The organism is Microtetraspora niveoalba (assembly GCF_001570405.1).
GTDB lineage: Bacteria > Actinomycetota > Actinomycetes > Streptosporangiales > Streptosporangiaceae > Microtetraspora > Microtetraspora niveoalba.
The window spans coordinates 1-25,491 of record NZ_BBYM01000027.1; the positions used below are offsets into that span (position 1 = coordinate 1).

The window sequence follows — 25,491 nt, forward strand, 5'->3', positions numbered from 1 at the left end:
CGGTCAGTTCCTCCCCGTCACCGACATCCATCGCCTGGCCCGCACCTCCAGCCTCACCCGCCTGGTCATGAACTCCGACGGTGAAGTCCTCGACGTCGGACGCAAAGCCCGCCAAGCCACCAGAAGGCAACGCCGCGCCATCCTCGCCCGCTACACCAAATGCATGGTCGACGACTGCGCCCTGCCCGCCCACCTCTGCCAGATCGACCACGTCACCAACTGGTCGGACGGAGGAGCAACCGACCTGCGCAACCTCGGACCCACCTGCCAGTTCCACAACCGCGACCGCTACCGCAACCCCCAGAACTACCGCCTCCACCGGGTGGGCAAAGACCGATGGGGATTCACCTACATCGGCCCCCGAGCCCAACGCCTACAGGCCGGATGACACCACCGCGCGTGCCAAGGGTTCCACTACATCGGCCCCGCCGGATGCGTGCCGACAGGGCGACACCAACGGGCGGATAAGGGGCCGGTGGGGGTCCACCACGTCGACCCCGCCCGATGCGTGTAGGGCCGTGTGACACCACCGGAGCGCGCAAGGGGCCGGTAGGGGGTTCCCCTACGCTGGCCCGTCCGATCGCGTGCGGGCCGGGTGACACCACCGGCCCGGCATGGACCAGTGGAGATCCACCTACATCGGCCCCCGTTCCAGAGGCCACCACGACCGGCAGGACCAAGCACGACATCTCACATGGCTCGACACCAGCCGCTTGATCTCCAGCACCGCCCCGGGGCAGGCAACCGGCCTCAGCACCACCACTCTGGGGGCATGCGTACCGGTCCGGCCTGAGCGGGGGCCTGACCGGGTGCCAATCCCCTCACCAACACCGCCGGAGGTCAAGCAAACACACGCCTGACCCCCAGCACCACCAAGTAGACGACAAGCCCCACCCCGAAGCATGCGCACCCGGTCCGGCCTGACCGGGTGCCAATCCCCTCACCAGCACCACCGGAGGTCAAGCAAGCACACGTCTAACCTCCAGCAGTAACACACCGGGGGCATGCGTACCGGGTCCGGCCTGAGCGGCGGCCTGACCCGGCGCCGGCCGCCTCACGAGCACCACGGGAGGCGACCGGCCTACCACCACCGGGTAGGCGACCGGCACCAGCGCCACCAGCCAGGGAGCATGCGCACGGCCTCCGGCCGAGACCACCTGCCCGAGCGGCACCAACCCCCGTGCGCGACCTTCGAGCACGTGGTCACCGTGGCGGTCGCGCACCGCTCTGGGGCCTCGGGAGCCTCGTCGGCTCGATCGAGGTGGGCAAGGCAGCTCTGGCCGTGACTGGGAGTCAAGCCGGAGGGGTGGTCACCGTGACCGGCGGCGGCGTGCCTTCACCCTTCGGCTCGGCGAGTCACGGGACGGGGCCGTCAGCCGAGGGCTCCCGGGATGCGTCCGAGGACGTCGAAGGAGGCCAGGCCGTAGGCGTAGAAGTCGACGGCCTCGGCTCCGGCGGCCTTGGCGGCACGGACCTTGGCCGCGAGCCGATCCTCTGAGTCGGTGTCGGGCGGCCCCGGACGCAGGACGGCGCGCAGTTCCCGGTCCTTGCCGACCGACCGTTGGTAGGCGGCGACGTCGTCGGCCACCCGGGCGGCGTCCCTGGCGTACGCGAGCACCGCGAACGACGGCACGATGTCACCGAGGGCGACGAGGTCCACCCCGAGCTGCCAGGCGTCGTGGGCGGCGAGACCGGCGGACGGCAGGCCGTCGGCGTAGCCCTTGCAGGCGCCGGTGGCGTCCATGAAGGTGAGCCGCGCGCCTTCGGCGCTCACCGCCTCGGAGACCTCGGCCACCAGTGACGTCACCGTCTCGGAGCGAGCCCGGGCGTAGGCGACGACCTCGGGTCCGGCGTACGCGGTCAGCGCGGCGCGGGTCACCTCGCCCTGGGCGGGCGGGTCGCCGTCCAGGACCCCGCCCACGATACGGGCGCATTCCTCGCGGGCGACCTCGGCGTTCACACCTAGGTCGGTGGCCCGGCGCATGCAGTGGTCGCAGAAGCACAGTCCGAAAAGGAACGCGTCCATCGGCCCGAGCGCGACGAAGCATCGCTCGTGGTGGTAGCCGTGACCGAAGGTGCCGAAGTGCAGCGCCTCCGCGACGACGCTGTCCACCCCCTGCCGGGCGGAGGCACGGCCGAGCGCCACCGCGTACGCGCGGACGTCGGGGTGCGCGGGGCAGAGGTCGGCCGGGGATCCCCGGTCGCCGAAGCAGTTCCGCACGGTGACGTCGGGGAAGGCCAGCCCGAGCGTCGTGTTGTGCAGGAAGATCGTCCAGCTGTGCGTCTTGAGCCCGCGTTCGGCGCAGGCGCGACGCAGTTCGGCGACCGGCTCCTCGTCGGCGCCCTCCTGCACCGGGGGGACCAACCGCAGCCCGTCGAAGAGGTCGCCCGGCGGCGGGAAGTGGACGCCGTCCCGCCTTAGCGTCACCCGGGAGGCTCCGTGCGGCGTGACGTCCCTGGCGCGGTGGTAGGCGGCGGCGATCGTCACCCCCTGGACGCCGTACGCGGCCGCCCGGTCGAGGACCTTGTCCGTTCCCTCGCCGCGCAGGTCCTCGACGAAGACGTAAAGCGAGCTGTCCACGTCAACGGCCCTTGTACGCCACGAAGTCGATCTCGACCAGGATGTCCATCAGGTCGGAGCCGACCGTCGTCCGCACCGGGTAGGGCGGGGTGAAGTACGACTTGTAGACCTCGTTGTACGCGGGGAAGTCCTCTTTGAGGTTCTGCAGATGGACGGTGGCCTTCACGACGTCGTCGAAGGTCAGCCCCTCGGCGGCGAGCACGGCGCCGAGGTTACGCATCGTCCGGTGCGTCTGGGCGGCCACGTCCTCGCCCACGACCTCCCCGGTCTCCGGGTCGAGCGGGCCCATGCCGGAGGTGTAGAGGAAATCACCGATGACGAGCCCCTGCGAGTACGCCCCGACGGGGGCGGCGCCCTCGGTGGTACGGATCTCCCGCTTCATGTCACACAACTCCTGGTAGTCCCTAGAAATACGTTTTGATCAAATCAGTCACGACATAGTCGTCGTCAACCACCGGGATGACCCGCCACTTGTCGAACGCGGTGCAGGGATGCGACAGGCCGAACGACACCAGATCTCCCGGCCGGATCCCCGTCTCCCCCGGCGGGAAGCGCAGGTAGGTGTGCTGGTCCAGAACCTTGACGACCTGTGCCTCCTCCAGCCACCCGACCGTCCCGCCGTTCAGGGTCCGCACCGCCGGCAGGTCGATGTCGTACGGAACGTCCCGCTTGCCCATCCCGAGCAGTGCGAGGCCGGGCTCGGGCACGGACAGCACCTGCGCCCAGGCCTCCAGGGCGGGGAGCAGGTGGCCGTCGATCCGGTTGTACGGGGTGACCTCGCGATAGAAGCCGTCGTCGTGGGCGACGTAGGCGCCGCTCCGCAGGAGGACGAGCGCGTCGAGCCCCGCCTCCTCGCGCGGGCGGGCCAAGGGGGCCAGTTCCTCGGCGACCAGGTCGAACCAGGCGCTCCCGCCGGCGGAGACGACGACCCGGCCGCCAGAGCACGGGGACGCGGACAGGGAGGCGGGCGGCGAGGCGGGCGGGGAGAGAGGGGGGACGTGGGGCGCGACGGCCTCGGCGGCGGCACGCAGGTCACGGAGGATCCCCCGCACCTCGTCCGGGCCCGGGCAGGTGCCCTCGTAGCACGCCACACCGGCCAGTTCCACGCCGGGGGATCTCCGTACGGCCTCGGCGACCGCCAGCAGCTCGGGGAGGCCACGGCAGCCGGTCCGGCCACCCGGGTGGCCCAGCTCGACCAGGACCCGGAACGGCACCGCGCCGGCGGACTCGGAGAGGATCCGCACCCCTTCGACAGAGTCGGCGTAGCAGAGGAACTCCAGCCCGCGTTCCACCTCATCGGCCAGCATCCGCAGTGCGGCTCTGTCGACGATCTCGTTGGCCAGGAGCACCCGCGGCACGCCGAGGCGGCGGTAGACGAGCGCCTGCCCCGGCGTCGCCGCGCTGATCCCCCAGGCCCCGGCGTCGAGCTGAGCCTTGAAGATCGCGGGAGCCATCGTGGTCTTGCCGTGCGGAGCGAACGCGATCCCGTGGGCGCGCGTGAAGGCGGCGAGCGTCGCGATGTTGTGGTCGAGCGCGGACCGCTTCAGGACCATGACCGGCCAGGTGAACGACCCGTCGAACAGGGAGTGCCGCGCCGCGGCGAACTCCCGCCCGCTGACGGGCTCACCGGCGTGCAGGAAGCCGCGCGTGCTCCAATCGATCACCACGTCAGGATCGGCGGCGAGATCTCCGGCCCGATCCGCGCCGGGGCCGCCGAGATCATTCGCGATGTGCACACCGTCCCCCTTGCCCCGGTATAGACCACCTGGGTGGATCGTACTGGACCGGGGACCCGTCAGACGGGTCGCAGCGCCCGGCCCGGGGTGGCGCCGGTGAGCCGACCCCCCGCGAGCACCGGAACACCGGAGACCAGCACGTCGTCGATGCCGACGCCGACGGAGCGCGGATTCTCGTACGTCGCGGTGTCGGCGACCCGCAGCGGATCGACCACGATCACGTCCGCGACCTGGCCGGGCCGTACCAGGCCACGCTCCGGCAGACGGAAGCGGCGGGCGGGATGGGACGCGAGATGGACGGCGGCCTGCTCCCAGGTGAGGTCGCCGAGTTCACGGACGTGCCGCCCCAGATAGCGGGCGAACGCCCCGAACCCCCGCGGATGCGGATGCCCTCCGACATAGATGCCGTCGGAGCCGCCGGTGTGCCCGGGATCGCGCAGGATCGCGCGGACCGACGCCTCGCCCTCGGGCCCCTCGTCGGGCCGCGCCGCCACGCAGCCCGCTTCCAGGCGCGTCTCGATCAGGAGCGTACGGCAGAAGCCGGCCGGGTCGGTGCCGTGCCGTTCGGCGGCGTCGGGGAGCGTCATTCCCTCCGCCCACTCGAATCCGGGCGCGTGGGACAGCGTGATCCGCCCCCACAGGCCGGCGAACCCGGCCCAGTCCCGTGCCAGCCGTTCCGGCTCGGCCCGCAGGGCGGCGACCGCGCGTTCGGGGTCGGCCGCGGGCACCCACGACGGCAGCACCACCATGGCGAGGATGGTGCTGCTCCGCAGGTACGGATAGGTGTCGAAGGTCAGGTCCACGTCCCGCCGCCGGGCGTCGTCCAACAGCGGCAGCAGCGTGCTCGCCGGGCCGTGGTAGTGCGAGACGTGCACCGGCGCGCCCGACCTGAGGCCGATCTCGGCGGCCTCCGCCATGCCGGTCGCCGCCGTCGCGCCGTACCCCCTCATGTGGGTCACGTACGGCAGGCCGCCCAGCGGCTCGCACAGGTACGCCAGCTCGGCCGCGTCCGCGTACCGCCCGGGTGCGTACTCCAGCCCGGACGACAGGCCGGCGGCGCCCTCGGACAGGCCGCGTTCGACGCGTTCCCGCATGGTCCGCAGCTCGGCCGGGTCGGCGGGCCGTTCCGCGGGCCCGATGACGTCGAACCGGATGGTGCCGTGCGGCAGCAGGTACGCGGTGTTCAGCGCGGTCGCGCGGTCGTAGCCGTCGAGCAGCTCGGAGACGGTCACCGGGCCGTCGACGCGGGGGTGGGCCCCGTTGACCGCCGCGAAGTAGCGGCTCGCGTACTCGAACCCCGCGCGGGTCGTGGTCGGCGCGAAGGACAGCCCGTCCTGCCCGAGGACGAACGTGGTCACCCCTTGCCGCAGCGCCGCGAGCTGGATCTCGGGGTCGAAGACGACGGCGTCGCCGTGCGCGTGGCAGTCGACCAGCCCGGGCAGCACGTACCGGCCGGTCGCGTCGACGACGGTCGCGGCCCGGACCACGTCGTACGGCCCCGCCGGGTCGGCGCCGGACTGGGACGGATCCCTCGCGTCACCGGCGGCGACAGAGGTTTCGGCGACCGGGGCGGTCGGGTCGCTCTGTCCCGGTTCTCCCTGGAGGCGCCGGGTGGCGGAGGTGCGCAGGCGGCCCACCGCCGCGATCCGGCCGTCCACGATGCCGACATCGGCCCGGAAGGGCGGCGCCCCGGTCCCGTCGACCACCCAGCCACCGGTGATCAGCACGTCAAGATGCACAGTGCCCGATTCAATCACTTTCTCGAGAAATCAGCCCTTTTCGTGGTGTCCCGGCAGGAAGACCGGCCGACAAGACCAGCCGAGAAGACCGGCCGAGAAGACGGGCCGACAGGACCGGCCTACTCGACGGGTCAATAGGAGAATCTCTCCGTACGGTCCGGGCACTCGACGTCCGCGCGCACCGGATGCCGTCGCAGCACGTCGCGCGCCTGCTCCCTGGCGAGATTCCAGCCGTTCCAGGGGTCGGGCCGGTCGAGACGGTTCTCCGCGACCACGTCCCGCAGGACGCAGCTTCTGAGCGGCTCGGGCAGCCGGTCCAGGACCGGTACGGCCTCCGCGGCGAGACCGGCCAGATAGGCGTGGTCCAGCCGGGTCACCCCGCGCACGGAGAGCTGGGTCTCGGCCACCCGCGCCTCGGGGTTCCCTACGGCGAAGGCCAGCAGCGACAGGCCGGTGACGAGCACGAGCGTCCGGGAGAACCACGCCGTGCCGTGACGCGCCAGCCGTACCGCTCCCGCGACCAGGACGAGCACGAACACCGCGGCCAGCCACCAGAGCGTCGCCTCGACGATGGCGCGCAGCCGGGACACGCCGTACGCACCGGTGTAGAGGTCGAGACGATGCAGCGCCGAGGCCAGGATGACCAGCGTGAACGCGCACAGCGGCCCGAGCAGCCCGGCGAGCAGCCACCGGTCGGCGGCCCCCTTGAGGTGGAGGAAGACGACCGCGGCGGCCACGACGCCGAGGACGAACACGCTCACGGTCACCAGCTCGAAGAACCCCGACCGCGCGTACTCGGCGTAGGTGAGGCCGGCCGTGGAGATGACCCGGCGGCTCCCGCCGAACAGGACGGTGATCTGCACGGCGACGAACGACGCGAAGAGCAGGTTGAGCCCGGCCAGCGGGACCACCCAGACCATGCGGCTGACCGGAGCCCGCAGGTTCGGGGGCTCCGGCTCGGCGACGGGCCGCAGGCCGACCAGGACCGCCGCGACCACGAGCAGCCCGAACACCGCGAAAAGGACCATCCGGTACGGCAGGTCCGCCGTCCAGTCGGGGGCCCGCAACAGTTCGCGCGCGAAGGTGGAGAACACCGCGTCGGCCGAGCTGAACAGCAGCCCGAACACCCCGAGGAGCACGACGGTGAGACCGGCGCTCGCCAGCGCGGACAGCAGCCACCTGCCCTTGAACAGCCGTTTCGCCGGCGCGGAGAGGAACCACGGCAGCGGCGGCAGCGCGAGCAGCACCGACAGCCCGCCTCGGATCACTCCCAGCCATCCGGCGCCCGCGCCGGACAGGCCGAGCGAGGCGACGCCGAAGGCGGCGAGCAGCAGCGGCGTCACCAGCCAGTCGGCGTCCCGGAAGATCGCCACGGACACGAGCGCGTACGCGAGCAGGCCGAACCCCACCGTCCAGGGAGTGAACCGGTGCCGCGCCGTCGGCAGCAGCGTGAGGAACGCGGCCGTGCCGAGGCTGACGGCCGCCACCACGATCCCGAGCCCCATCGGCGCGTACGGCGTCGCCACGGACGCGACCAGGCCGCCGACCGCCGCCGCCGGGAGCATCCATCGCGGCGCCCGCGGCAGTTCGGGGCGCGGGAACAGCGACGGAGGCACGTACACGGGCGGCTCCGGAGGCCGGCCTCCCTCGGACGGGGACGACTCCGCCCCAGAGCCGTCGACCCCAGAGCCGTCGGCCCCGGAGTCGTCGGACCTGAAGTCGCCGGATCTGGAGGTGCCAGCCCTGGAGTCGTCAGACCTGGAGGCGCCGGCCCTGAAGTCGTCGGACCTGGAGGCGCCGGCCCTGAAGTCGCCGGACCGGCCCCTCCCCGGCTCGGGCGTTGCCGGCTCCGGAGCCGCAAGCCCGGGCCCCCCGTCCCCGTGAACGTCAACCCCAGGTCCCTCGGCCCCGGGAACCCCGTGTCCCGGCACCTCGGCCCCGAGGGTCTCGTACGCCGGAACCTCTGCCCGGAGATGCTCATGAACCCCGGCCTCATGAACCCCGGCCCCATGAACCCCGGCCCCAAGAAGCCCGGGCCCAACAAGCCCGGCCGCGAGAACCTCGTGCCCGAGAACCACCGGGCCCTCGGTGCCCTCGATGGCCTCCCAGACGTCGCGGACCTCGACAGCCTCGCAGACCTCCAGGACCTCCCGGATCTCGCGGACCTCCCGGACCTCGCAGACCTCGACGGCGGCCTCGTGGACCTCGTGGACCTCGCGGACCTCGGGAACCTCGCGGGCCTCGGAGAGCTCGGATCCCGGCACCTCGGACATGAGGGTCCTCGACTCGGGCCTCCCAGAGACAGGCACCCCGGCCACGGCCGTCCCGGTCACGGGCACCGCGCCCACGCCCACCTCGGCAGCGCTCCCCCCGGCGGCGTCAGGAGCAGTCACTCCCGCCATGAGCCGCCCAGGCTCCGGGTCGCCCGTCGCACTCCCCTCGGACGCACTCTCCTCGGCCGCACTCCCCTCGGCCGCGTGACTCGCGATTCCGTGGGGCGCTGGCGCGGGGCGAATGCCGGCGGGCGCGAGAGCACGCCCCGAAGCGGCCCCAAGCGTGCCCACGGAGGCGTCGGCGGCAGAGTCCCCGGAGGAAGCCGTCCCCGCGCCCCCCGATGACACGAAGGCGCCACGCTCCCCGGCAGTCCCGGCGGAAGCCGTTCCCGTGCTCCCCGATGACACGAGTGCGCCGGACGCCCCGGCGGTGCCGGATGCCGGTGGTCGTGCCAGTCCGGGCAGCTCGATGACCATGTGGCAGCCGGGGCCGTCCGTGATGCGGATCCGGCCGCCGTGCAGCTCGACGATCTCCTTCGCGATCGCGAGCCCGAGACCGGCGCCTCCGGCGTCGGCGGCCCGACCCGCGTCCAGCCGGGAGAACCGTTCGAAGACCCGGGCGCGTTCCGAGGCGGGAATGCCGGGTCCCGCGTCCACGACCGCGACCTCCATCATGTCCGTGCCGGACGCGCGTGCCGTCAACCGCACCGTCCCGCCGGGCGGGCTGTGCCGTACGGCGTTGTCGAGCAGGTTGGCCAGCACCTGGGCGAGGAGGCCGGGGTCGGCGACCAGCCGGGCGCCGGGCGGGACGTCGCTCTCCACGATGACGTCGTCGCGGGCGAGCGCCGCCTCGCCGGCGGCCTGGCGGCACAGCGACACCAGGTCGAGCGTCTCCGGCTCGATCAGCCGGGCGCCGGAGTCGAGCCGCGACAGGTCGAGGAGCTGGGCGACCAGGCGACCGAGCCGCTGCGTCTGGGCGAGTGCCGTGCCGAGCGTGTCGACGTCGGGAGGCGACACGCCGTCCACGACGTTCTCCAGCACGGCCTGCAGGCCGGTGATGGGGGTGCGCAGCTCGTGGCTGACGTTGGCGACGAGCTCGCGCCGCTGCCGGTCGACCTCACCCAGATCGGCGGCCATGGCGTTGAAGGCGCGCGCCAGCTCGCCCACCTCGTCCCTGGACGTGGCCGACACGCGCATGCCGTACCGGCCTTTGGCGATCGTCTGGGCGGCGGCGGCCATCTCGCGGAGCGGCTTGGTCATCCCCCGCGCCAGCAACTGGACCATGATCAAGGCGAGGACGACCGCGATGGCGATCCGGATGTCCCTCGACAACCCGGAATTGATGCCGACCTCGTTCACCACGAACGCGGCGACCACGGCGAGCACGATCACGATGCCGAGCTTGACCTTGATCCGGCCGAGGAAATCGAGGGGCCTCATGAACGGACCAGCGCGTATCCGACACCGTGGACCGTACGGACGACCTGGGAGCCGAGCTTGCGGCGCAGGGCGCGGACGTGGCTATCCACGGTGCGCGTGGCGGCGGCCTCGGAGAAGCCCCAGATGTCCGAGAGGAGCCGTTCCCGTTCGAAGACCTGGCCGGGACGCTCGGCGAGCCTTCTGAGCAGGTCGAACTCGGTCCGGGTGAGCTGCGCCTCGGCCCCGCGCACGAAGACGCGCCTCTCGGCGGTGTCGATCTCGATCTCGCCGACCCGGATCACCGCGTCCTCGTGGGCGAGGACGGCCGCGCGCTCCACCCGGCGGAGCAGCGTGTGGATCCGGGCGACGAGCTCCCTCATGCTGAACGGCTTGGTGATGTAGTCGTCCGCGCCCACGCCGAGTCCCACCAGTACGTCGGTCTCCTCGCCGAGCGCGGTCAGCATGAGGACGGGCACCGGCCGGGCCGCCTGGATGCGGCGGCACACCTCCAGGCCGTCCAGGCCGGGCAGCAGGCGGTCGAGGACCACGACGTCGGGCTCCGCCCTGGCGTACTCGGCGAGCGCGGCCTCGCCGTCGTGTACGACGCGTACGTCGAAACCTTCGGCGACGAGCCGGTTCCGTACGGCCGCCGCGATCGTCTCGTCGTCCTCGACCACGAGGACACGCCGATGCTGTGAGGGAACCATGCCGGCAGCCTAGGACCGCCATGTGCAGAGAGATCGGGTTCGGATGTGCAGATCCGGTGCAATACGCCCCACCCCGCGTCGTAGTCCTGTCATCCCCTTTCGTACTCGGGGGCTCGACGCCGGGGTCCGCGGTGGCCACCGGTTGTACCGTGAGCGGGTGATCGACCGATATCTCCGCCGGCTGGGCCTGAACGACGACGGGCCGCCCAGCGTGGAGGGCCTCTTCCGGCTGCAGAGAGCCCACGTCGAGCGTGTGCCGTACGAGAACCTGGAGATCTGGCTGGACCGCCCGACGACGGTGGATCCGACGGAGTCGGCCCTGCGGATCGTCTCGGGGAGAGGCGGATACTGCTTCCACCTCAACGGCGCGTTCTCCCTGCTGCTCTCGCGCCTGGGATACCAGGTCACCCGGCACATCGGCGGCGTGCAGAACACGCCGGACGAGCAGCCGGGCGCCGACGGCAACCACCTCGTGCTGGTGGTCTCGGGGCTGCCGTCCGCCGACAATCCGGAGGGCCGGTGGTTCGTGGACGCCGGGCTCGGCGACGCGATCCACGAGCCGCTCCCGCTGGTGGAGGGCGTCTACGAGCAGGGCCCGTTCCGGTACGCGCTGCGTCCGTCGGAGGCCGAGCCGGGCGGGTGGCGCTTCGAGCACGATCCCCGGGGCTGCTTCACCGGCATGGACTTCCGGCCCGAGCCGTGCGAGATGGACGCCTTCGCGGCGAAGCACGAGTACCTGTCCACGTCGCCGGACTCGGGGTTCGTCCGGGTCGCCGCGCTCCAGCGCCGGGACGCGACCGGCCTGGACAAGACGACCGGCCTGGTCCTGACACGGATCGGCGCGGGGCCCGAGTCCTCGCTGACGCTGGACCGGCCGGGCGACTACTTCGCGGCGCTGGCCGACGTCTTCGGCCTCACCCTCGACGACGTGACCGCCGCGGAACGGGAGAAGCTGTGGCAGCGCCTGTACGGGGCGCACGAGCGCTGGCTGAGCCGCGACGATCCCTCCTGAGAGGTTTCGGCTGGTAGGGGCGGGTAGGCCCACTCAGGACCCGGAAGGAGGAGCACATGGACCGCCAGACGACGCCTGAGACGATGCGGGAAAACGACGTCATCGACCTGCTCCTGCGGCAGCACACCCTCATCAGGGACCTGTTCGACGAGGTCGACAAGAGCCAGGGGGACTCCCGCAAGGAGTCCTTCGCGCGGCTGCTGCGCCTGCTCGCCGTACACGAGACGGCGGAGGAGGAGATCGTGCACCCGTTCGCCCGGCACAAGCTGGTCGACGGGGAGTCGATCGTCGACAGCCGCCTGCACGAGGAGCACGAGGCCAAGGAGATGTTGTCCAGCATGGACGGCATGGACACCTCGACTCCCGAGTTCTCCCGGCAGTTGCAGATCCTGCGGGCCTCGGTGTTCGCGCACGCCGCCGCCGAGGAACGCTACGAGTTCGCCGAGTTGCGGGCCTCGACGAGCCAGGCCGAGCGGCGCGCGCTGGCCGTGGGGGTCAAGGCGGCGGAGGCGCTGGCGCCCACCCACCCGCACGCGGGGGTCGAGTCGGGCGCGGCGAACCTGCTGCTCGGGCCACCCGTGGCGATCATGGACCGGGCGCGGGACGTGATCCGCAAGGCGATGGGCAAGACGACCACCGGCGAGTAGACGAGCGAGGAGAACGGCGGACAGGACGGGCCAGGAACTCGGCCGGCTCCGCGGACGTTGTCACAGGCGACGCTCTGGACGGAAAGGCCCGGACAATGTCTCCACTCGGGAAGTACTACATCGGCGCGGCTGCGGTTTCCGTGCTCTCGCTCTGGCTGCTGCCGAGCCTGATCGCCTGGCTCGTCGTGATCGGCGTGCTCGGCGCTCCGGTCGTCGCCTACTTCATGCTCGACGAGTCCCAGCGGAAGCGGCTGCGCCGGATCAGAGGCCGCCAGATCGGACGCTGACCCGCCGGCTCACGTCGGCTCTCGCTGACGACACGCGACGGCGCCCGCGACCTTTCGAGGTCACGGGCGCCGTCGTCGTTCTGCCTCGCCCGTCTTCACCCGGGAACCGGGGTCACGCTGGGGAGGTCACGCTGTGGACGCGGCCGCCTCGATGTCGCGCTGCACTCGCACTGTGGCGTTCTTCTCGACGACGAACGACAGGAACGGGATCGTGCCCGCGATCAGCACCAGCAGCAGGTAGCCCACCGGCCAGCGTGCCTTGAGCCCCAGGTTGAGCGCGGCCAGCAGGTAGACCATGTACAGGAAGCCGTGGATCGGCCCCACCACCGCGACGAGGGCGCCGTTGTCGAACACGTACTTCACGACCATGGCGACGCAGAGCAGGAGGAGCATCACGCCGACGATGTAGGCCATGACGCGGTACGGCTTGAGCGCTGATTGCACGACGATCATTACCTCTGCTGGGAAAATCTGTCCTCACACGATATCCGCGACCGGCGCCGGTCCGTCCGCCGGTCCGGCCGCCCCGCCACGGGGACCCGCCTGCGGCGCCTCTTCCCGTGACCGGCGTACGGCGTCGCGGACGAAGTGGTACCACATGAACACCGCGAAGATCGCGAAGATCCACCACTGCGCGGCGTAGGCCAGGTTGCGCCAGGTGAGCCCGCTGCCGATGACGGGACCGGGCACCGCGACCGGCTTGGCGGCCGAGGGCGGCTCCTGGGCGGTGGCCACGACGTAGCCGCTGCGCACCTTTCCGTCCGACCACAGGTTGATCAGCTCGCTGGTGGAGACGGTCGCGACCTGGCCCGCGGGCAGCGTGCCGGACCGCTGCACGGCGTCGGTCTGCTCGGACGGGCGGAGCCGCCCGGTGACCGTGACCGTCCCCTGCGGCACGGCGGTCGCCGGATCGGTCGCGGTGGGCACCCAGCCCCGTACGACGGGGATGATCGTCCCGTCGGTCAGCCGCAACGGCGTGAGCATCCAGAAGCCCCGCCCCTTGGCGACCCGGCCGCCCGGCGCCGAGACGTCGGCCTCCCGGTCGGCGACCAGGAGCTGGCCCTGAGCGTCGAAGGCGCCCTGCGCGGTCACTTTGCGTCCGGCCACGTCCGACTCCGTGTGGCCGTCCAGCCGGGCGAGCTCGGTGACGGCGACGGGCGCCGGGTCGGCGGCCGCCTTGGGCAGCCCGGACGCTTCGAACTCACCGAGCTGCCAGCGCCCCAGCAGGTAGAAGGAGACCAGCACTCCGACCACCAGCAGGTGAAGGCCCATCAGCCGGGGCGAGAACAGGGTGCGGAGCATGGCTAACACGCTATCCGGCGCCCGCACCGGTCCGGCACGCGCGGTCCCGCGCCCGGATCCGCGCAGATCCGCGCCCGGATCCACGTGCGGGACCGCGCCGCGCGGCGCTCCGGCCGGGCCGGTCCGCGGAGGCCGCCGGCGTCTCGAAATCCGACAAAACGGTGCCATGGAGGCGAGAGATCTCGGTAGAGTGCCCCTCATGTCCGAACCGCAGATTGACCCGGCCGGGAACACGCAGGCGTTCCGCGCGTTCGCTCGCGAGCAGGAAGTCGAAGCCGCCAAAGAGCAGCCGTCCCGGTTGCCGATCTGGATCGTCGTGGGAGTCGTCGCGGTGGTCGCGATCGCCGTCGTGGCGTACCTCCTGATCTCCTGACGTCCGGTCTCCGACCGCGCTCTCCAGACTCCTCCGTCTCCCGCCGCCCGTCTCTGCACGGCGGACATCCGCGCACCCGCCGCCGACGACCGCGCCCGTCGGCGGCTTTCGCGCGTCTCCGGTCACGCCCGCGCCCCGCCGCCTGGCCGTACGACGTTCTGGACCGGGCGGGCCACCGGGATTAGAGTCGGGACTGAATTGGACAATTATTCCAATTGAGGTGTTTCCCGAGGGTGTGAGCAGGCCGAGGGGGTCGCATGGGGATCGCGATCATCGGGGCGGGCTTCGCGGGGCTGTGCATGGCGATCAAGCTCAAGGGAGCGGGCTACCACGACTTCGTGATCCTCGAGAAGGCCGCCGACCTCGGCGGGACCTGGCGGGACAACACGTATCCGGGGTGCGCCTGCGACGTGCCGTCGCCCATGTACTCGTTCTCGTTCGAGCTGAACCCCGGCTGGTCGCGGATGTTCTCCCCCCAGGAGGAGATCCGGGCGTACCTGCGCGGATGCGCCGAGAAGTACGGCGTGACCCCGCATCTCCGGTTCGGCGTCGAGGTCACCGGACTGGAGTACGACGACGAGCGGCACGTGTGGCGGGTGTCCACGAACACGGGAGAACCGATCACGGCGAACGCGGTCGTCTCGGGGATCGGGGCACTGCATATCCCCTCATTTCCCGATATTCCCGGAAAGTTCGGCGGGCCGGCCTTCCACTCGGCCCGATGGGACCATTCCGTCGATCTCGCCGGAAAGCGGGTGGCGGTGATCGGGACCGGCGCTTCGGCGATCCAGTTCGTGCCCCGGGTGGCCGAGGTGGCGGCCGAGCTGCGCCTGTTCCAGCGCACGCCGCCGTGGATCCAGCCCAAACCCGACGTGGTGCTCTCCGAACGGGCGAAGCGCATCCTCCGGCTGCCCGGAGCGGCCAGGACGGCCCGCAACGCGATCTACTGGCTGCTGGAGACGCGCGCTCTCGGCTTCACGGTCGACCCCCGGCTGATGAAGGCCCACCGGCGCATGGCGGAACGGCACCTCGCCCGGCAGGTGGCCGACCCGGCGCTCCGCGCGAAGCTGACCCCCGACTACACGATCGGCTGCAAGCGCATCCTGCTGTCCGACGACTACTATCCCGCGCTGACCAGGGACAACGTCGAACTCGTCACCGACCCCGTCACCGAGATCCGCGACCACTCGGTCGTCGACGCGACCGGCCGCGAGCACGAGGTCGACGTGATCGTCTACGGCACCGGCTTCAAGGTCGCCGACGCGCTGAGCGAGCAGCGGATCGTCGGCAGGAACGGCCGGAAGATCCAGGAAGCCTGGCAGGACGGCGCCGAGGCGTACCTCGGCATCACCGCCTCCGGCTTCCCGAACCTGTTCTTCCTGCTCGGCCCCAACACCGGCCTCGGCCACAACTCGGTCGTCTTCATGATCGAGTCCCAGGTCCGGTACGTCGTCGACTGCCTGCGGCTGCTGTCCAGGACCGGCGCCAGGGCGCTCGACGTGCGGCCCGAGGTCCAGCGGGCGTACAACGAGCGCCTGCGGCGGCGGCTGGACCGCCTGGTCTGGTCCGACGGCGGCTGCACGAGCTGGTATCTCGATGAGCGCGGCAGGAACAGCACGATCTGGCCCGGTTTCACCTTCGAGTACTGGACCCGCACCCGCAGGATGCGGCCGAGCGCCTACGAGCTGCTGGGATAGGCGGGGGCGCGCCCCGGTTCATCGGCCGCGGTCAGAGCCGGGTGGTCACGTAGGTCTTGCGCACGGTCTCGTGGACGTGCCACTCCCCCCGCCAGCCCTCAGGCATGATCAGCGTGTCTCCGGGGCCGACCTCCTGCCTGGTGCCGTCCGCGCCGACGACGGTGGCCCGCCCGGCGAGGATCTGGCAGACCTCGTGATAGCCGTCGCGTACGGCGGTGAAGGTGCCGGGGGTGCACTCCCACACCCCGGCGGCGGTCCTGCCGTCCGCGGAGGTCCACGCCCTGAGCGTCGCCTCCCGCTGCACTCCGGCGATCGGGTCTCCGGCGATCGAGGTGGGCTTGGGGGTGTACGGCCCCAGGTCGGCCGTGATCGCGTCCGACACGACGATGCTCCGCAATGCTCTTCTCCTTCTCAGCGAGTTACCGGCGAATCCGGTCAGTGGCGGCGGGCCACCATGTCGGCGACCTTGGCGATGGGCGACGTCGTGGGACGGCCCTCCACGATCTCGGCCCGGTCGGCGGCGCGGTAGGCCGCGTACATGCCGCGCACGCCGATCCAGCGCAGCGGCTCCGGCTCCCACTTGCGCACCTTCCGGCCGACCCAGGGCAGCCGGGTGAGCTCGGTGTCCGCGCCGAGGACCAGGTCGCGCAGGGTGCGGCCGGCGAGGTTGGTGGTCGCCACGCCGTGCCCCACGTACCCGCCGGCCCAGCCCAGCCCGGTCCTGCCGTCGAGCACGGCGGTGGAGCACCAGTCGCGCGGCACGCCGAGCACACCGCACCAGGCGTGCTCGACGGCCGCGTCGCGCACCGCCGGGAACAGCCGCACGAGGGCGTCGCGGAGCGCGCGCACCGTGGCGGCGTGCGTGCGCCCGTCGTCGTCCGTGCGGGAGCCGAACCGGTACGGCACGCCGCGCCCGCCGATCGCGATGCGGTCGTCGGCGGTCCGCTGGGCGTAGATGTAGGCGTGCGACATGTCGCCGAGCAGCTCGCGGCCCTCCCAGCCGATCTCGTCCCAGATCCGCTGGGGCAGCGGCTCGGTGACGATCAGCGAGGAGTTCATCGGCAGCCAGGTCCGGCGCTCGCCGCTCAGCCCGGCGGTGAACCCCTCCGTCGCGCGCAGCACGAACTTCGCCCGCACGGCGCCGTACGGCGTGCGCGCCTCGTGCGGCACGATCTCGGTGACGGGGGTGGACTCGTAGATGCGCACGCCGAGGTCCTCGACGACCCGGGCCAGCCCCTGGACGAGCTTGGCCGGCTGCACCCGGGCGCAGTGGGGGCTGAACGAGGCGCCGAGCGCGCCGTCCACGCGGATCCTGGCGGTGGTGCGCCGGGCGTCGAGCAGTTCCAGGTCGTCGTCCCCCCAGGAGCGGGCGGTCCGCACGCCGGCCACGAGCCGCGCGAGGTGCGACGGGGCGTGGGCGACTCGCAGGATGCCGCCCTTGACGATGTCGGCGTCGATGCCCTCGGCGTCCGCGACCCGGATGACCTCGTCCACGGTGTCGTTCATGGCCCGCTGGAGGGCGTGGACTCCCTCGCGGCCGTGGGTCTTGGCGAATCTGCGGGGCGATCCGGCGAGCGCCGCCGTCAGCCAGCCGCCGTTGCGCCCGGACGCGCCGTATCCGGCGAACTTGCGCTCCAGGACGACGACGTCGAGCCCGGGGTCGGCCTTCTTCAGGTAGTAGGCCGTCCACAGACCGGTGTATCCGGCGCCGACCACGCAGACGTCGGCCGTGGTGGAACGCTCCAGCGGAGGACGCCGGGCGGGGAGCCCGGTCTCTCGGTACCAGAACGACACTCCGCCGTTGACGGTCACGTGAAGATCCTTTCAATGGTCGGGTCGTCGGGCAGCAGGACGCCGTCGTCCGGATGCCAGGTCAGGGTGGCCCGGTCGCCCGCGCGCAGCCCGCTGAGCGCGCCCGCCTGCTCGCGTACGAGGCCCCGGGCGCCGCCGGGCAGGACGACCTCCAGCTTGCGGGCCGCACCGAGGTAGATCTCCTCCAGCACCGTGACGGGGACGGCGTTCCCTCCCGGCGTGCCGCCGGAGGCGCCTCGGCCCGCGCTCCCCGGCTCGTCCGGGATGAGCCGCAGCCGCTCCGGGCGCACGACGAGCGCGGCGTCCCGGCCCGCGTCGACCCGGCCCGGCGCCCGTACGGCGAAGCCGTCGCCGGTCAGGGTCGAGCCGGCGCCCTCGGGACGCGCCGCGCCGCGCAGGATGGTGGACTCGCCGAGAAAGCGCGCCACGAACAGCGTGGCGGGCCGCTCGTAGAGCTCGTGGGCGGTGCCGACCTGCTCGATCTTCGCGTTGTTGAACACCGCGATCCGGTCGGAGAGGATCAGCGCCTCCTCCTGGTCGTGGGTCACGAAGACGAACGTGGACCCGACCTCCCGGTGGATGCGCTTGATCTCCAGTTGGAGGAACTCGCGGAGCTTGCGGTCGAGCGCGCCGAGCGGCTCGTCCATGAGCAGGACGCGCGGGCTGAACACGATCGCCCGGGCCAGGGCGACCCGCTGCTGCTGCCCGCCGGACAGCTCGCCCGGGTAGCGGGCGGCGTGGCCGGGCAGCTGCACGGTCTCCAGGGCGGCGGCGACCAGCCGCCGGCGCTCGTCCTTGGAGATCTTGCGCTGGCGGAGCGGGAACGCGATGTTCTCCGCGACGGTCATGTGCGGGAAGAGCGCGTAGTGCTGGAAGACCACGCCGATGTCGCGCTTGTGCGCGGGCGTGTCGCCCACCGGGCGGTCGTCGATCTCCAGCGTGCCGGCCGTGATGTCGGTGAACCCGGCGATCATGTTCAGCGTGGTGGTCTTCCCCGAGCCCGACGGGCCGAGGAAGGTCATGAACTCCCCCGGCTCGACGGTCAGGGTGACGTCGTCGACGGCGACGGAGCCACCGAAGCGCTTGGTCATCCCACGCAGGTCGATGCGGGCCCCCTTGACGGCGGGCGTGGTCCGGTCAACGGGCACGGTTCCTCCTTGAGGACAGGGCGAGTCCACCGGTGACCAGGACCGTGGTGAGCGCCAGGATCATGGTCGCCGCGGCGGCGAGCGTCGGGTCGGTCTCGCGGGTCACGCTCGAATACATCTGCACGGGCAGGGTGACGAGGGACGGGCTCTGGATGAACAGCGAGACCACGACCTCGTCGAACGAGGTCACGAAGGCGAACAGCGCGCCCGACACGACGCCGGGCATGATCAGCGGCAGCGTGACCCGGCGGAACGTCGCCAGGCGGCCCGCGCCGAGGCTCGCCGCGGCCGTCTCCAGGCGTACGTCGAAGGTCTGCAGGGACGCCGTCACCGAGACGACCACGAACGGCAGGGCGAGCACGGTGTGCGCGGCGACAAACCCGGCCAGGGACCCGGCGAGCTGGAACTTCAGGAAGACCGCGTACACGCCGATGGCGACGATGATGCCCGGGACGATCATCGGGGCCAGCAGCAGCACGCTCGCCGCCGCCGCGCCGCGCCTGCTCGTCCAGCGGGTGAGCCCGAACGCGGCGGCGGTGCCGAGGACGGTCGCCACGACGGCCACCAGCACGCCGACCAGCAGCGAGTTGGCCAGCGCGGCCACCCAGGCGGGGTCGCCGAAGAAGTTGGCGTACCAGCGGGTGGACCAGCCGGTCGGCGGGAAGGTCAGCGAGACCTTGTCGGTGAAGCTGAGCGGGATCACCACCAGGGTGGGCGCGACCAGCCAGGCGGCGACCAGCACGCCGGTCACCCACAGCGCGGCGCGCGCGAGCCGGGCGCTCATCGGGCGCCTGCCCGGGTGCGGCGGCCGGCGCGCATGGCCAGGCCGAGCAGGCCGGTCAGCAGGAGCGTGGTCGCGAAGAGCACCACCGCCATGGCGCCGCCCCTGCCCCACATGAGCATGCCGCTGACCTGCGTGTACATGAACTGCGAGATCAGCGCCTCACTCGGCGAGCCGAGCAGCGCCGGGGTGACGTAGAACCCGAGCGAGGTGATGAACACCATGGTCGATCCGGCCGCGACCCCGGGCAGCGACAGCGGCACGAAGATCCGCAGCAGCGCGACGACCGGCCGGGCCCCGAGGCTCTGGGCGGCGGTCAGCAGCCGCCGGTCGATGCCGCTCATCACCGAGTACAGCGGCAGCACCATGAACGGCATGAGGATCTGCACCATGCCGATGAGCACGCCGGCCTGGCTGCGGACGAGGCCGACCGGCCCCAGCCCGAACAGCCCGAGGAAGCCGTTGACCACGCCGGTGTCCTGCAGCAGCACGAGCCAGGCGAAGGTCCGCACCATCAGGCTGGTCCAGAACGGCAGCATCACGATCAGCAGCAGCGCCGCCCGCGCCCTCGGCGACGCCACCGTCATCAGGTACGCGTACGGGTAGGCCAGGGCCAGGCAGATGAGCGTCGCCCACAGCGCGGTCGAGAACGTCCGGGTCAGCACGGCGACGTTGGCCGGCGAGCCGAAGAACCAGGTGAAGTTCTCCGTGCCGGGCTTCGGCGTGGTGAACGCGCCGACGAACGTGTGCGCCACCGGATAGACGAAGACGGCCAGCAGGACGAGCAGCGCCGGAACGATGAGCAGGAACGGCCAGTGCCGCCCCACCCCGCCGGACCGCCCGGACGGCGGGGGCGCCGTCCGGGTCTGTCCTCCGGGGGCGACGGGACTCAGGAGAGCAGCCACTGCTGGAACCTGTCGTTGACGGCGTCCCGGTTCTCGCCCCACCACACGTCGTTCACCTTGATCTGGGTGTCGAGGTGGGTCGTGGGCAGGTTGTCCTTGGCCGAGGGGTCGATCTTGTCCTGCGCCCCGACGTTGACCGGCCCGTACGGCAGGTACTTGGTCAGCTCGGCGGTGGGTTCGGCGGAGGTCATGTGCGCGATGAGCTTCATCGCCTCCGCCTTGTTCTTGGTGCCCTTGGGGACCACCCAGTAGGCCTCCTGCGACAGCCACGAGTCCCAGGCGATCGCGATGGGCGCGTTGGCCGCGGACTGGAGGGCGCGGGCGATCCACACCATGCCCATGACCGCCTCGCCGCTCTCCAGGTACTGCTGGGCCTGGGCGCCGGTCTCCCACCAGATGAGCTGGTCCTTGATGGTGGCGAGCTTCTTGAGCGCCCGGTCGACGTCGATCGGGTAGAGCGCGTCGGGGGCGACGCCGTCGGCGAGCAGGGCCATCTCGAAGATGCCGCCGCCCACGGACTTCCACGCGGTGCGCTTGCCCGGGTACTTCTTCACGTCGAAGAAGTCGTCCCACGGCTTGGGCGCCGCGCCGCCGGTCTTGTCCGAACGGTAGGCGAGGACGGTGCCCTCGACGTCGGCGCAGATCCGGTAGGTCTGGGCGTACCCCTCGATGATGGACGCCTTGTCGATGACCGAGTAGTCGATCGGCTCCAGCCATTTCGCGTCGGCGTCGCTGCCGAAGTCGTTGCCGACGACCACGATGTCCCAGGTCGGGTTGCCCGACTCGGCCTGCGCCTTGATCTTGGCGTTGTCCGAGGGGCCGTCTTCCTTGATCGTGATGCCGTTCTTCGCCGCGTACGGCCCCCACAGGGCCTTGGCCTGGAACTTCTGGTAGTCGCCGCCGTAGCTCGCGATGGTGAGGGTGGTGCCGCCACCGCCGCCGCCGTTCGAGGACGAGGAGAAGCCGCCGCCGCAGGCGCTGAGCAGGCCGGAGGCCGCGAGCAGGCCGAGCCCCTGGCCGCCGCGGACGAGCAGGGTCCGGCGGGAGAGCCTCCCGTGGGCGCCGGTGTCACTCACTGGTTCCTCCTGAGGAAGATGGCCGCCCAGCCTGGCCGGGCGAGAGGGGGTGTTTCGAAATTTCCGCCGGTGCCTCCGGCTGTGCTCCCGGGCGCGTTTCCCGCGCCGCCGGGTTCCCGGGCGACCAGCGGGCCAGCCGGGCGCCCTCCTCGGCGCCGGTCGCCAGCGCCTCGGCGGGGTCGGTGATCCCGGCCGCGCCGCCGGCCACGGCCACGCCGTCCGGCAGCGCGGCGCCCGTCCCCGGGCCGTGTCCCGTGTCGAGCGTGACGTCGCCGTGGTAGAGCCGCTGGAGGAGGAGCTCGTCGGCCGGACGCCGTCCCGCCGACACCACGACGACGTCGCAGGCGAGCCGCACCGCGCGGCCCCCGCCGGCGGGCCGGACCACGAGGCCGGTCACCCGGCGGCGGCCGAGGGCCTCCCCTACGAGGTGTCCCGTCAGGTGCGGCACCCCCGAGGCCGCGACCCCGGACGGGAAGGACGCCTCCGCGTCCGCGCGGGCCCGCTCCGCCGGCCGCGGGTCGACCAGGGCGGCGATCTCGACGCCGACCGCGCGGAGCTGCGCGGCCACCGCGTAGCCGTACGCGTCGGAGGTCACCACCACCGCGCGCCGGCCGGGCCGTACGTGGTCGACGTTGACGAGCCGCTGGACCGCGCCCGCGAGCATGATCCCGGGGCGGTCGTTGCCCGGGAAGAGCAGCGGCTGCCCGTAGTCGCCGGTCGCGACCAGGAGCCGGTCCGGCCGCAGCGTCAGCACCCCGGCGGGGGTGTGCACCGGCAGCACGCCGCCCTCGTACCAGCCGAGCGCGGTCGAACCGGTCAGCACCTCGATCGAGGGATGCGCGGCGGCCCTGGCGGCCAGTTCGGCGGCCAGCGCGAAGCCCGGCGCCTCCCCGCCGTCCGGGATGCGGACCGGGGCCGTCTCCGCGCGCAGTGTTCCGCCCGGCTCGTCGCCCTGGTCCACCAGGACGACCTCCAGGCCGGCGTCGGCGGCGGAGAGCGCGGCGGCCAGCCCGGCCACGCCCGCGCCGACGACGGCCAGCGCGGCGCGCCGCCCGCCCAGGCCGGGCCGAACGGCGCGGGCGATCGCGTCGGGGGTGACCTCCCGCGCGCCGCCCGCGACCAGGCCCATGACCCGCTCGGCGAGGTGGGCGAGGCGCGGTGAGCGGCGGAACAGCCGGAACTGGAAGCCCGCGGGCACGAACGCGGAGAACCGGTCGATCAGCCCGAACAGGTCGTGGTCCGCGCTGGGCCAGGCCCGCTCGCGCCGCACCGACTCGCCGCCGCGCAGCGGAGTCGCGCAGCCCGGCACGCCGTACTGGCCGTCGACGGCGAGCTGGCAGTTGGGGCACGACGGCGCGCCGCAGGTCAGCCCGATGCCCCGGGGGCGGTGGTACTTGAAGCTGCGCGACAACACCCGGACCCCGGCGGCGTGCAGGGCGGTCGCCAGGGGCTCGCCCTCGTACCCGTGGAGGGTGCGGCCCTCGAAGGTGAACCCGACCCGGCGGGTCCGCGCGTACGGCGCGGCCGGATGGTCGGTGATCCGCAGGTTCACGCGGCCTCCCCCTCCTCGGCGGCGACCACGAGGGCGCCTTCCTGGATGAAGCGGCCCTCGTGCAGCCGGGTGACCGAGAAGGGCCGGATCAGCTCGGGCATGACGCCGTCGTGGATGCCCCGGGCGAGCAGCGCGCCGGTGGCGGGGGCGCCCATGAAGCCGTAGACCCATCCGCAGGTGAGGTAGAAGCCGCCCACCTCGGGAACCGGCCCGATCACCGGGGAGAGGTCCTCGCTCTGGTCGACCAGCCCGGCCCAGTGCCGCAGCAGCCGGACCCCGGCCAGGCGCGGCAGCAGCCGGACGAACTTGGCGGCCATGTCCAGGAGCAGGTCGTAGGTGCCGTTGAGGCTGTCGCTGACGTCGGGGACCGGCAGCTCGGTGCCGCCGACGAACTCGCCCCTCGCGGTCTGGTGGCAGTACCCGAGCAGTTCCAGGGTGGCGAGCGCGGGCCGCAGGAACGGTGCGACGGACTCCGTGACGATCATCTCCAGGCGGCAGGTCCGGGTGGGCAGGTCCACCCCGGCCATCCCGGCGATCTGCCGGGCGGCGCCGCCCGCCGCGTTCACCACGATCGGCGCGGAGACGTTCCCCCTGTCGGTGCGCACGCCGCGGACCTCTCCCCCGGCGACGTCGACGCCGGTGACGGTCACCCCGGTGTGCAGCTCGACGCCCAGCCGGGCGGCGGCCCTGGCGTATCCCCAGACGACGGCGTCGTGGTGGGCGAACCCGGCGTGCTCCTGGTAGACGCCGCCGAGGGCGAGATCGGGGTTGACCTCGGGGGCGATCTTCCGCGCCTCCTCGGCGGTGACGAACTCCGAGCGGACCCCCAGCTCGGCCTGCCGTACGACGTCGGCCCGGCAGCGGTCGACCTGCTCGGGCGTGGAGGCCAGCACGAGGTAGCCGCTGCCGGAGAACAGCACGTTGAAGTCGAGCTCGGCGGAGAGGGTGCGCCAGCGGCGCAGCGACTCGTCGAACAGGCCGCTCCACTCGCGGGAGCCGAACGCCGAGCGGATCATCTCGCCGTTGCGTCCGCTGCCGCCCCCGCCCGGGTAGCTCCGGTCGAGCACGGCGACGTCGCGGATGCCCAGCTTGGCCAGCTCGTACGCGAGGGCCAGCCCCTGCACGCCCGCCCCGATGATGACGGCGTCGTACGAGCGGCGCAGCGGGGTGCGGGCGGCTCCGGGAATCGCCATCGCTCAGGCACCCCCCGTCCGCACGTCGCCGCCGGTCCCGGAGGCCGCGGCTTCCGCGGCCTCCGCTTCCGCGGCGGCGGCGAGCAGGCCGAGGGCGACGGGGCGCAGCGGCGGGCGGGCGGTGGGACGCCGGGTCACCGGCGCGTCCCGCCCGCCGGTCAGCTCGCGCAGCAGCGCCATCACGGCGCCGGCGCAGTGCTTGCCCTGGCACGGCCCCATGAAGGCGGCGGTCGCCCGCTTGAGGGTCTCGGGATGGGTGTAGCCCGCCGCGTGCGTCGCGCGGATGTCCTCGACGGTCACGTCGTGACACGGACAGACGATCGTCTTGCCCATCGGCCCCCTCCGGATCGGTCGCTCGCCGGACGCTCACCTGCTGGCGAAGCCGCTGCCCAAGCGGGCCGTCCGGTAGTACCGCATTATTAGAGGAGGGACCTTATCGCCTTGTCAATAGGGGTTTTGAAGTTCCTTTCAACCGCGATCCGTGGTTATATATCGGACCGGCGCGACAGACGCGCCAGGTCGCCCGCCGCGTACGGCGCGGCGGAGAAGGGGCAATGGGTGGACGCCGCACTGCAGTTACGGACCGACGGCCAGCGAGGCCGGATCCTCGCCTCCGTCATCGAACTGGTCTCCGAGATGGGCTACGAGCGGGTACGGCTCCGCGACGTCGCCAAGCACGCCGGAGTGTCCATCGGAACGCTGCAGCACTACTACGAGACCCGCGACGGCCTGATGCTCGCCGCCTTCGCCCACCACACGGGCAAGATCGTCCAGGGGCTGGAGGAGATCGCCGGCCGGTACGCCGAGCCGTGGGACCGCATCCGGGGGCTCGTGGAGTACATCACCCAGCCGCGCGGCTTCCGCAACCGCTGCCTCGCGTTCATGGAGATCGCCGCCGCGTCGGCCAGGGACAAGGAGCTGCGCCGCCTCTTCGGCCTGCAGTACGACGGCTGGCGGGCCCCGATGAAGGCCGCGATCGAGGAGGGGGTGGCCGCCGGCGCGTTCCGGCTGTCGTCCGACGTGGACGAGACCGTCGACCTGATCCTCACCCAGATCGACGGCCTGGAGATCGCGGTGGCGACGCAGGTGGCCGGGATGACCCGGACGCGCATGCGCGACGCCCTGCTCCGCGTCATCTCCGTCCACCTCGGCCTGCCGCCGTACACGCCCGACGCGTCCTAGGGACGATCGACCCCGCGCGCACCCGCGCCTCGGCGAAAGCCGCCGGCGACGACCCCCGCGACCAGCTCG

At 72.3% G+C, this 25,491-nt stretch carries 24 protein-coding genes; 7 read left to right on the forward strand and 17 right to left on the reverse strand.

Translation table 11 applies throughout. The annotated features are described in order from the left end of the window. Positions 1-388 (forward strand): HNH endonuclease signature motif containing protein (locus AWQ70_RS42100; RefSeq protein ID WP_084517798.1); only part of this gene is annotated, 388 nt, incomplete at its 5' end. Positions 389-1,372: 984 nt separating this feature from the next. On the opposite strand, the gene AWQ70_RS25375 is transcribed toward AWQ70_RS42100, so the two are convergent. The 6 genes from AWQ70_RS25375 to AWQ70_RS25400 all read right to left on the reverse strand — a co-directional run bounded on the left by AWQ70_RS25375 (position 1,373) and on the right by AWQ70_RS25400 (position 10,455). Continuing rightward, positions 1,373-2,581 carry a hypothetical protein gene (locus AWQ70_RS25375; protein ID WP_067180729.1) on the reverse strand — a complete coding sequence of 403 codons (1,209 nt, stop codon included), beginning with the start codon at positions 2,579-2,581 and terminating at the stop codon, positions 1,373-1,375. Position 2,582: 1 nt separating this feature from the next. Continuing rightward, a complete protein-coding gene (locus AWQ70_RS25380; RefSeq protein ID WP_067180732.1) occupies positions 2,583-2,963 on the reverse strand; it encodes a RidA family protein in 381 nt (126 codons plus the stop codon). 22 nt (positions 2,964-2,985) lie between these two features. After that, a complete protein-coding gene (locus AWQ70_RS25385) occupies positions 2,986-4,311 on the reverse strand; it encodes an alanine racemase (protein ID WP_373282377.1) in 1,326 nt (441 codons plus the stop codon). Positions 4,312-4,376: 65 nt separating this feature from the next. Further along, positions 4,377-6,056 carry an N-acyl-D-amino-acid deacylase family protein gene (locus AWQ70_RS25390; protein ID WP_245647144.1) on the reverse strand — a complete coding sequence of 560 codons (1,680 nt, stop codon included), beginning with the start codon at positions 6,054-6,056 and terminating at the stop codon, positions 4,377-4,379. A gap of 131 nt (positions 6,057-6,187) precedes the next feature. Then, positions 6,188-9,769, reverse strand: coding sequence for a DUF4153 domain-containing protein (locus AWQ70_RS37980; RefSeq protein WP_084517799.1), 3,582 nt, complete (start codon positions 9,767-9,769; stop codon positions 6,188-6,190). Continuing rightward, complete coding sequence (locus tag AWQ70_RS25400) at positions 9,766-10,455, reverse strand: response regulator transcription factor (RefSeq protein WP_067180736.1); 690 nt, start codon at positions 10,453-10,455, stop codon at positions 9,766-9,768. Before AWQ70_RS25400 ends, AWQ70_RS37980 begins: the two co-directional genes overlap by 4 nt. A gap of 157 nt (positions 10,456-10,612) precedes the next feature. Here AWQ70_RS25400 and AWQ70_RS25405 point away from each other — a divergent pair, with 157 nt between their 5' ends. From AWQ70_RS25405 to AWQ70_RS25415, 3 genes are all read left to right on the forward strand, one after another. Continuing rightward, positions 10,613-11,467 (forward strand): arylamine N-acetyltransferase family protein, encoded by an 855-nt coding sequence (locus AWQ70_RS25405; RefSeq protein WP_067180739.1) that lies wholly within the window; start codon positions 10,613-10,615, stop codon positions 11,465-11,467. 56 nt (positions 11,468-11,523) lie between these two features. After that, entirely contained in the window at positions 11,524-12,114 is a 591-nt protein-coding gene (locus tag AWQ70_RS25410; protein WP_067180742.1) for a hemerythrin domain-containing protein, read from the forward strand. 95 nt (positions 12,115-12,209) lie between these two features. Continuing rightward, positions 12,210-12,401 carry a tail-anchor membrane protein gene (locus AWQ70_RS25415; protein ID WP_067180745.1) on the forward strand — a complete coding sequence of 64 codons (192 nt, stop codon included), beginning with the start codon at positions 12,210-12,212 and terminating at the stop codon, positions 12,399-12,401. Between the two features lie 126 nt (positions 12,402-12,527). On the opposite strand, the gene AWQ70_RS25420 is transcribed toward AWQ70_RS25415, so the two are convergent. Continuing rightward, on the reverse strand, positions 12,528-12,845 hold the full coding sequence (locus AWQ70_RS25420) for a DUF3817 domain-containing protein (protein ID WP_218004658.1): 318 nt from the start codon (positions 12,843-12,845) through the stop codon (positions 12,528-12,530). Positions 12,846-12,878: 33 nt separating this feature from the next. Continuing rightward, complete coding sequence (locus tag AWQ70_RS25425) at positions 12,879-13,703, reverse strand: SURF1 family protein (protein ID WP_067180750.1); 825 nt, start codon at positions 13,701-13,703, stop codon at positions 12,879-12,881. Between the two features lie 199 nt (positions 13,704-13,902). On the opposite strand from AWQ70_RS25425, the gene AWQ70_RS39970 reads away from it, so the two are divergent. Together AWQ70_RS39970 and AWQ70_RS25430 are read left to right on the forward strand one after the other, a co-directional pair. Beyond that, positions 13,903-14,076, forward strand: coding sequence for a CcmD family protein (locus AWQ70_RS39970; RefSeq protein WP_169808739.1), 174 nt, complete (start codon positions 13,903-13,905; stop codon positions 14,074-14,076). A gap of 257 nt (positions 14,077-14,333) precedes the next feature. Continuing rightward, positions 14,334-15,773 carry a flavin-containing monooxygenase gene (locus AWQ70_RS25430; RefSeq protein WP_067180753.1) on the forward strand — a complete coding sequence of 480 codons (1,440 nt, stop codon included), beginning with the start codon at positions 14,334-14,336 and terminating at the stop codon, positions 15,771-15,773. A 31-nt stretch (positions 15,774-15,804) separates the two neighbouring features. Here the strand turns inward: AWQ70_RS25430 and AWQ70_RS25435 are convergent, their stop codons facing one another. From AWQ70_RS25435 to AWQ70_RS25475, 9 genes are read right to left on the reverse strand one after another with little or no spacing between them, the layout of a single operon-like run. Then, positions 15,805-16,170, reverse strand: a complete 366-nt coding sequence (locus AWQ70_RS25435) for a cupin domain-containing protein (RefSeq protein WP_067180756.1) — start codon at positions 16,168-16,170, stop codon at positions 15,805-15,807. A 38-nt stretch (positions 16,171-16,208) separates the two neighbouring features. Then, positions 16,209-17,585, reverse strand: a complete 1,377-nt coding sequence (locus AWQ70_RS25440) for an NAD(P)/FAD-dependent oxidoreductase (protein ID WP_067180759.1) — start codon at positions 17,583-17,585, stop codon at positions 16,209-16,211. Next, positions 17,582-18,733: an ABC transporter ATP-binding protein gene (locus tag AWQ70_RS25445; RefSeq protein WP_218004659.1), complete on the reverse strand. Its 1,152-nt coding sequence runs from the start codon at positions 18,731-18,733 to the stop codon at positions 17,582-17,584. Before AWQ70_RS25445 ends, AWQ70_RS25440 begins: the two co-directional genes overlap by 4 nt. Beyond that, entirely contained in the window at positions 18,723-19,517 is a 795-nt protein-coding gene (locus AWQ70_RS25450; RefSeq protein WP_067180762.1) for an ABC transporter permease, read from the reverse strand. Before AWQ70_RS25450 ends, AWQ70_RS25445 begins: the two co-directional genes overlap by 11 nt. After that, complete coding sequence (locus AWQ70_RS25455) at positions 19,514-20,419, reverse strand: ABC transporter permease (RefSeq protein WP_218004660.1); 906 nt, start codon at positions 20,417-20,419, stop codon at positions 19,514-19,516. The genes AWQ70_RS25450 and AWQ70_RS25455 overlap by 4 nt, the downstream gene beginning before the upstream one ends. Then, a complete protein-coding gene (locus tag AWQ70_RS25460; RefSeq protein WP_169808740.1) occupies positions 20,404-21,495 on the reverse strand; it encodes an ABC transporter substrate-binding protein in 1,092 nt (363 codons plus the stop codon). Before AWQ70_RS25460 ends, AWQ70_RS25455 begins: the two co-directional genes overlap by 16 nt. Beyond that, entirely contained in the window at positions 21,488-23,047 is a 1,560-nt protein-coding gene (locus AWQ70_RS25465; RefSeq protein WP_067180765.1) for an FAD-dependent oxidoreductase, read from the reverse strand. Before AWQ70_RS25465 ends, AWQ70_RS25460 begins: the two co-directional genes overlap by 8 nt. Beyond that, entirely contained in the window at positions 23,044-24,240 is a 1,197-nt protein-coding gene (locus AWQ70_RS25470; protein WP_067180768.1) for an NAD(P)/FAD-dependent oxidoreductase, read from the reverse strand. The genes AWQ70_RS25465 and AWQ70_RS25470 overlap by 4 nt, the downstream gene beginning before the upstream one ends. Positions 24,241-24,243: 3 nt before the next feature. Further along, positions 24,244-24,573, reverse strand: coding sequence for a (2Fe-2S)-binding protein (locus tag AWQ70_RS25475; protein ID WP_067180771.1), 330 nt, complete (start codon positions 24,571-24,573; stop codon positions 24,244-24,246). Between the two features lie 123 nt (positions 24,574-24,696). Here AWQ70_RS25475 and AWQ70_RS25480 point away from each other — a divergent pair, with 123 nt between their 5' ends. Continuing rightward, positions 24,697-25,422: a TetR/AcrR family transcriptional regulator gene (locus AWQ70_RS25480; protein WP_157530373.1), complete on the forward strand. Its 726-nt coding sequence runs from the start codon at positions 24,697-24,699 to the stop codon at positions 25,420-25,422. The last annotated feature ends 69 nt before the right edge of the window (positions 25,423-25,491 follow it).

Excerpts from the sequence above, each read along its gene's own strand:
- AWQ70_RS39970 (WP_169808739.1), top strand. The coding sequence starts at position 13,903 with ATGTCCGAACCGCAGATTGACCCGGCCGGGAACACGCAGGCGTTCCGC.
- AWQ70_RS25380 (WP_067180732.1), bottom strand. The coding sequence starts at position 2,963 with ATGAAGCGGGAGATCCGTACCACCGAGGGCGCCGCCCCCGTCGGGGCG.
- AWQ70_RS25410 (WP_067180742.1), top strand. The coding sequence starts at position 11,524 with ATGGACCGCCAGACGACGCCTGAGACGATGCGGGAAAACGACGTCATC.
- AWQ70_RS25400 (WP_067180736.1), bottom strand. The coding sequence starts at position 10,455 with ATGGTTCCCTCACAGCATCGGCGTGTCCTCGTGGTCGAGGACGACGAG.
- AWQ70_RS25475 (WP_067180771.1), bottom strand. The coding sequence starts at position 24,573 with ATGGGCAAGACGATCGTCTGTCCGTGTCACGACGTGACCGTCGAGGAC.
- AWQ70_RS25430 (WP_067180753.1), top strand. The coding sequence starts at position 14,334 with ATGGGGATCGCGATCATCGGGGCGGGCTTCGCGGGGCTGTGCATGGCG.
- AWQ70_RS25470 (WP_067180768.1), bottom strand. The coding sequence starts at position 24,240 with ATGGCGATTCCCGGAGCCGCCCGCACCCCGCTGCGCCGCTCGTACGAC.
- AWQ70_RS25425 (WP_067180750.1), bottom strand. The coding sequence starts at position 13,703 with ATGCTCCGCACCCTGTTCTCGCCCCGGCTGATGGGCCTTCACCTGCTG.
- AWQ70_RS37980 (WP_084517799.1), bottom strand. The coding sequence starts at position 9,769 with ATGAGGCCCCTCGATTTCCTCGGCCGGATCAAGGTCAAGCTCGGCATC.
- AWQ70_RS25450 (WP_067180762.1), bottom strand. The coding sequence starts at position 19,517 with ATGAGCGCCCGGCTCGCGCGCGCCGCGCTGTGGGTGACCGGCGTGCTG.
- AWQ70_RS25415 (WP_067180745.1), top strand. The coding sequence starts at position 12,210 with ATGTCTCCACTCGGGAAGTACTACATCGGCGCGGCTGCGGTTTCCGTG.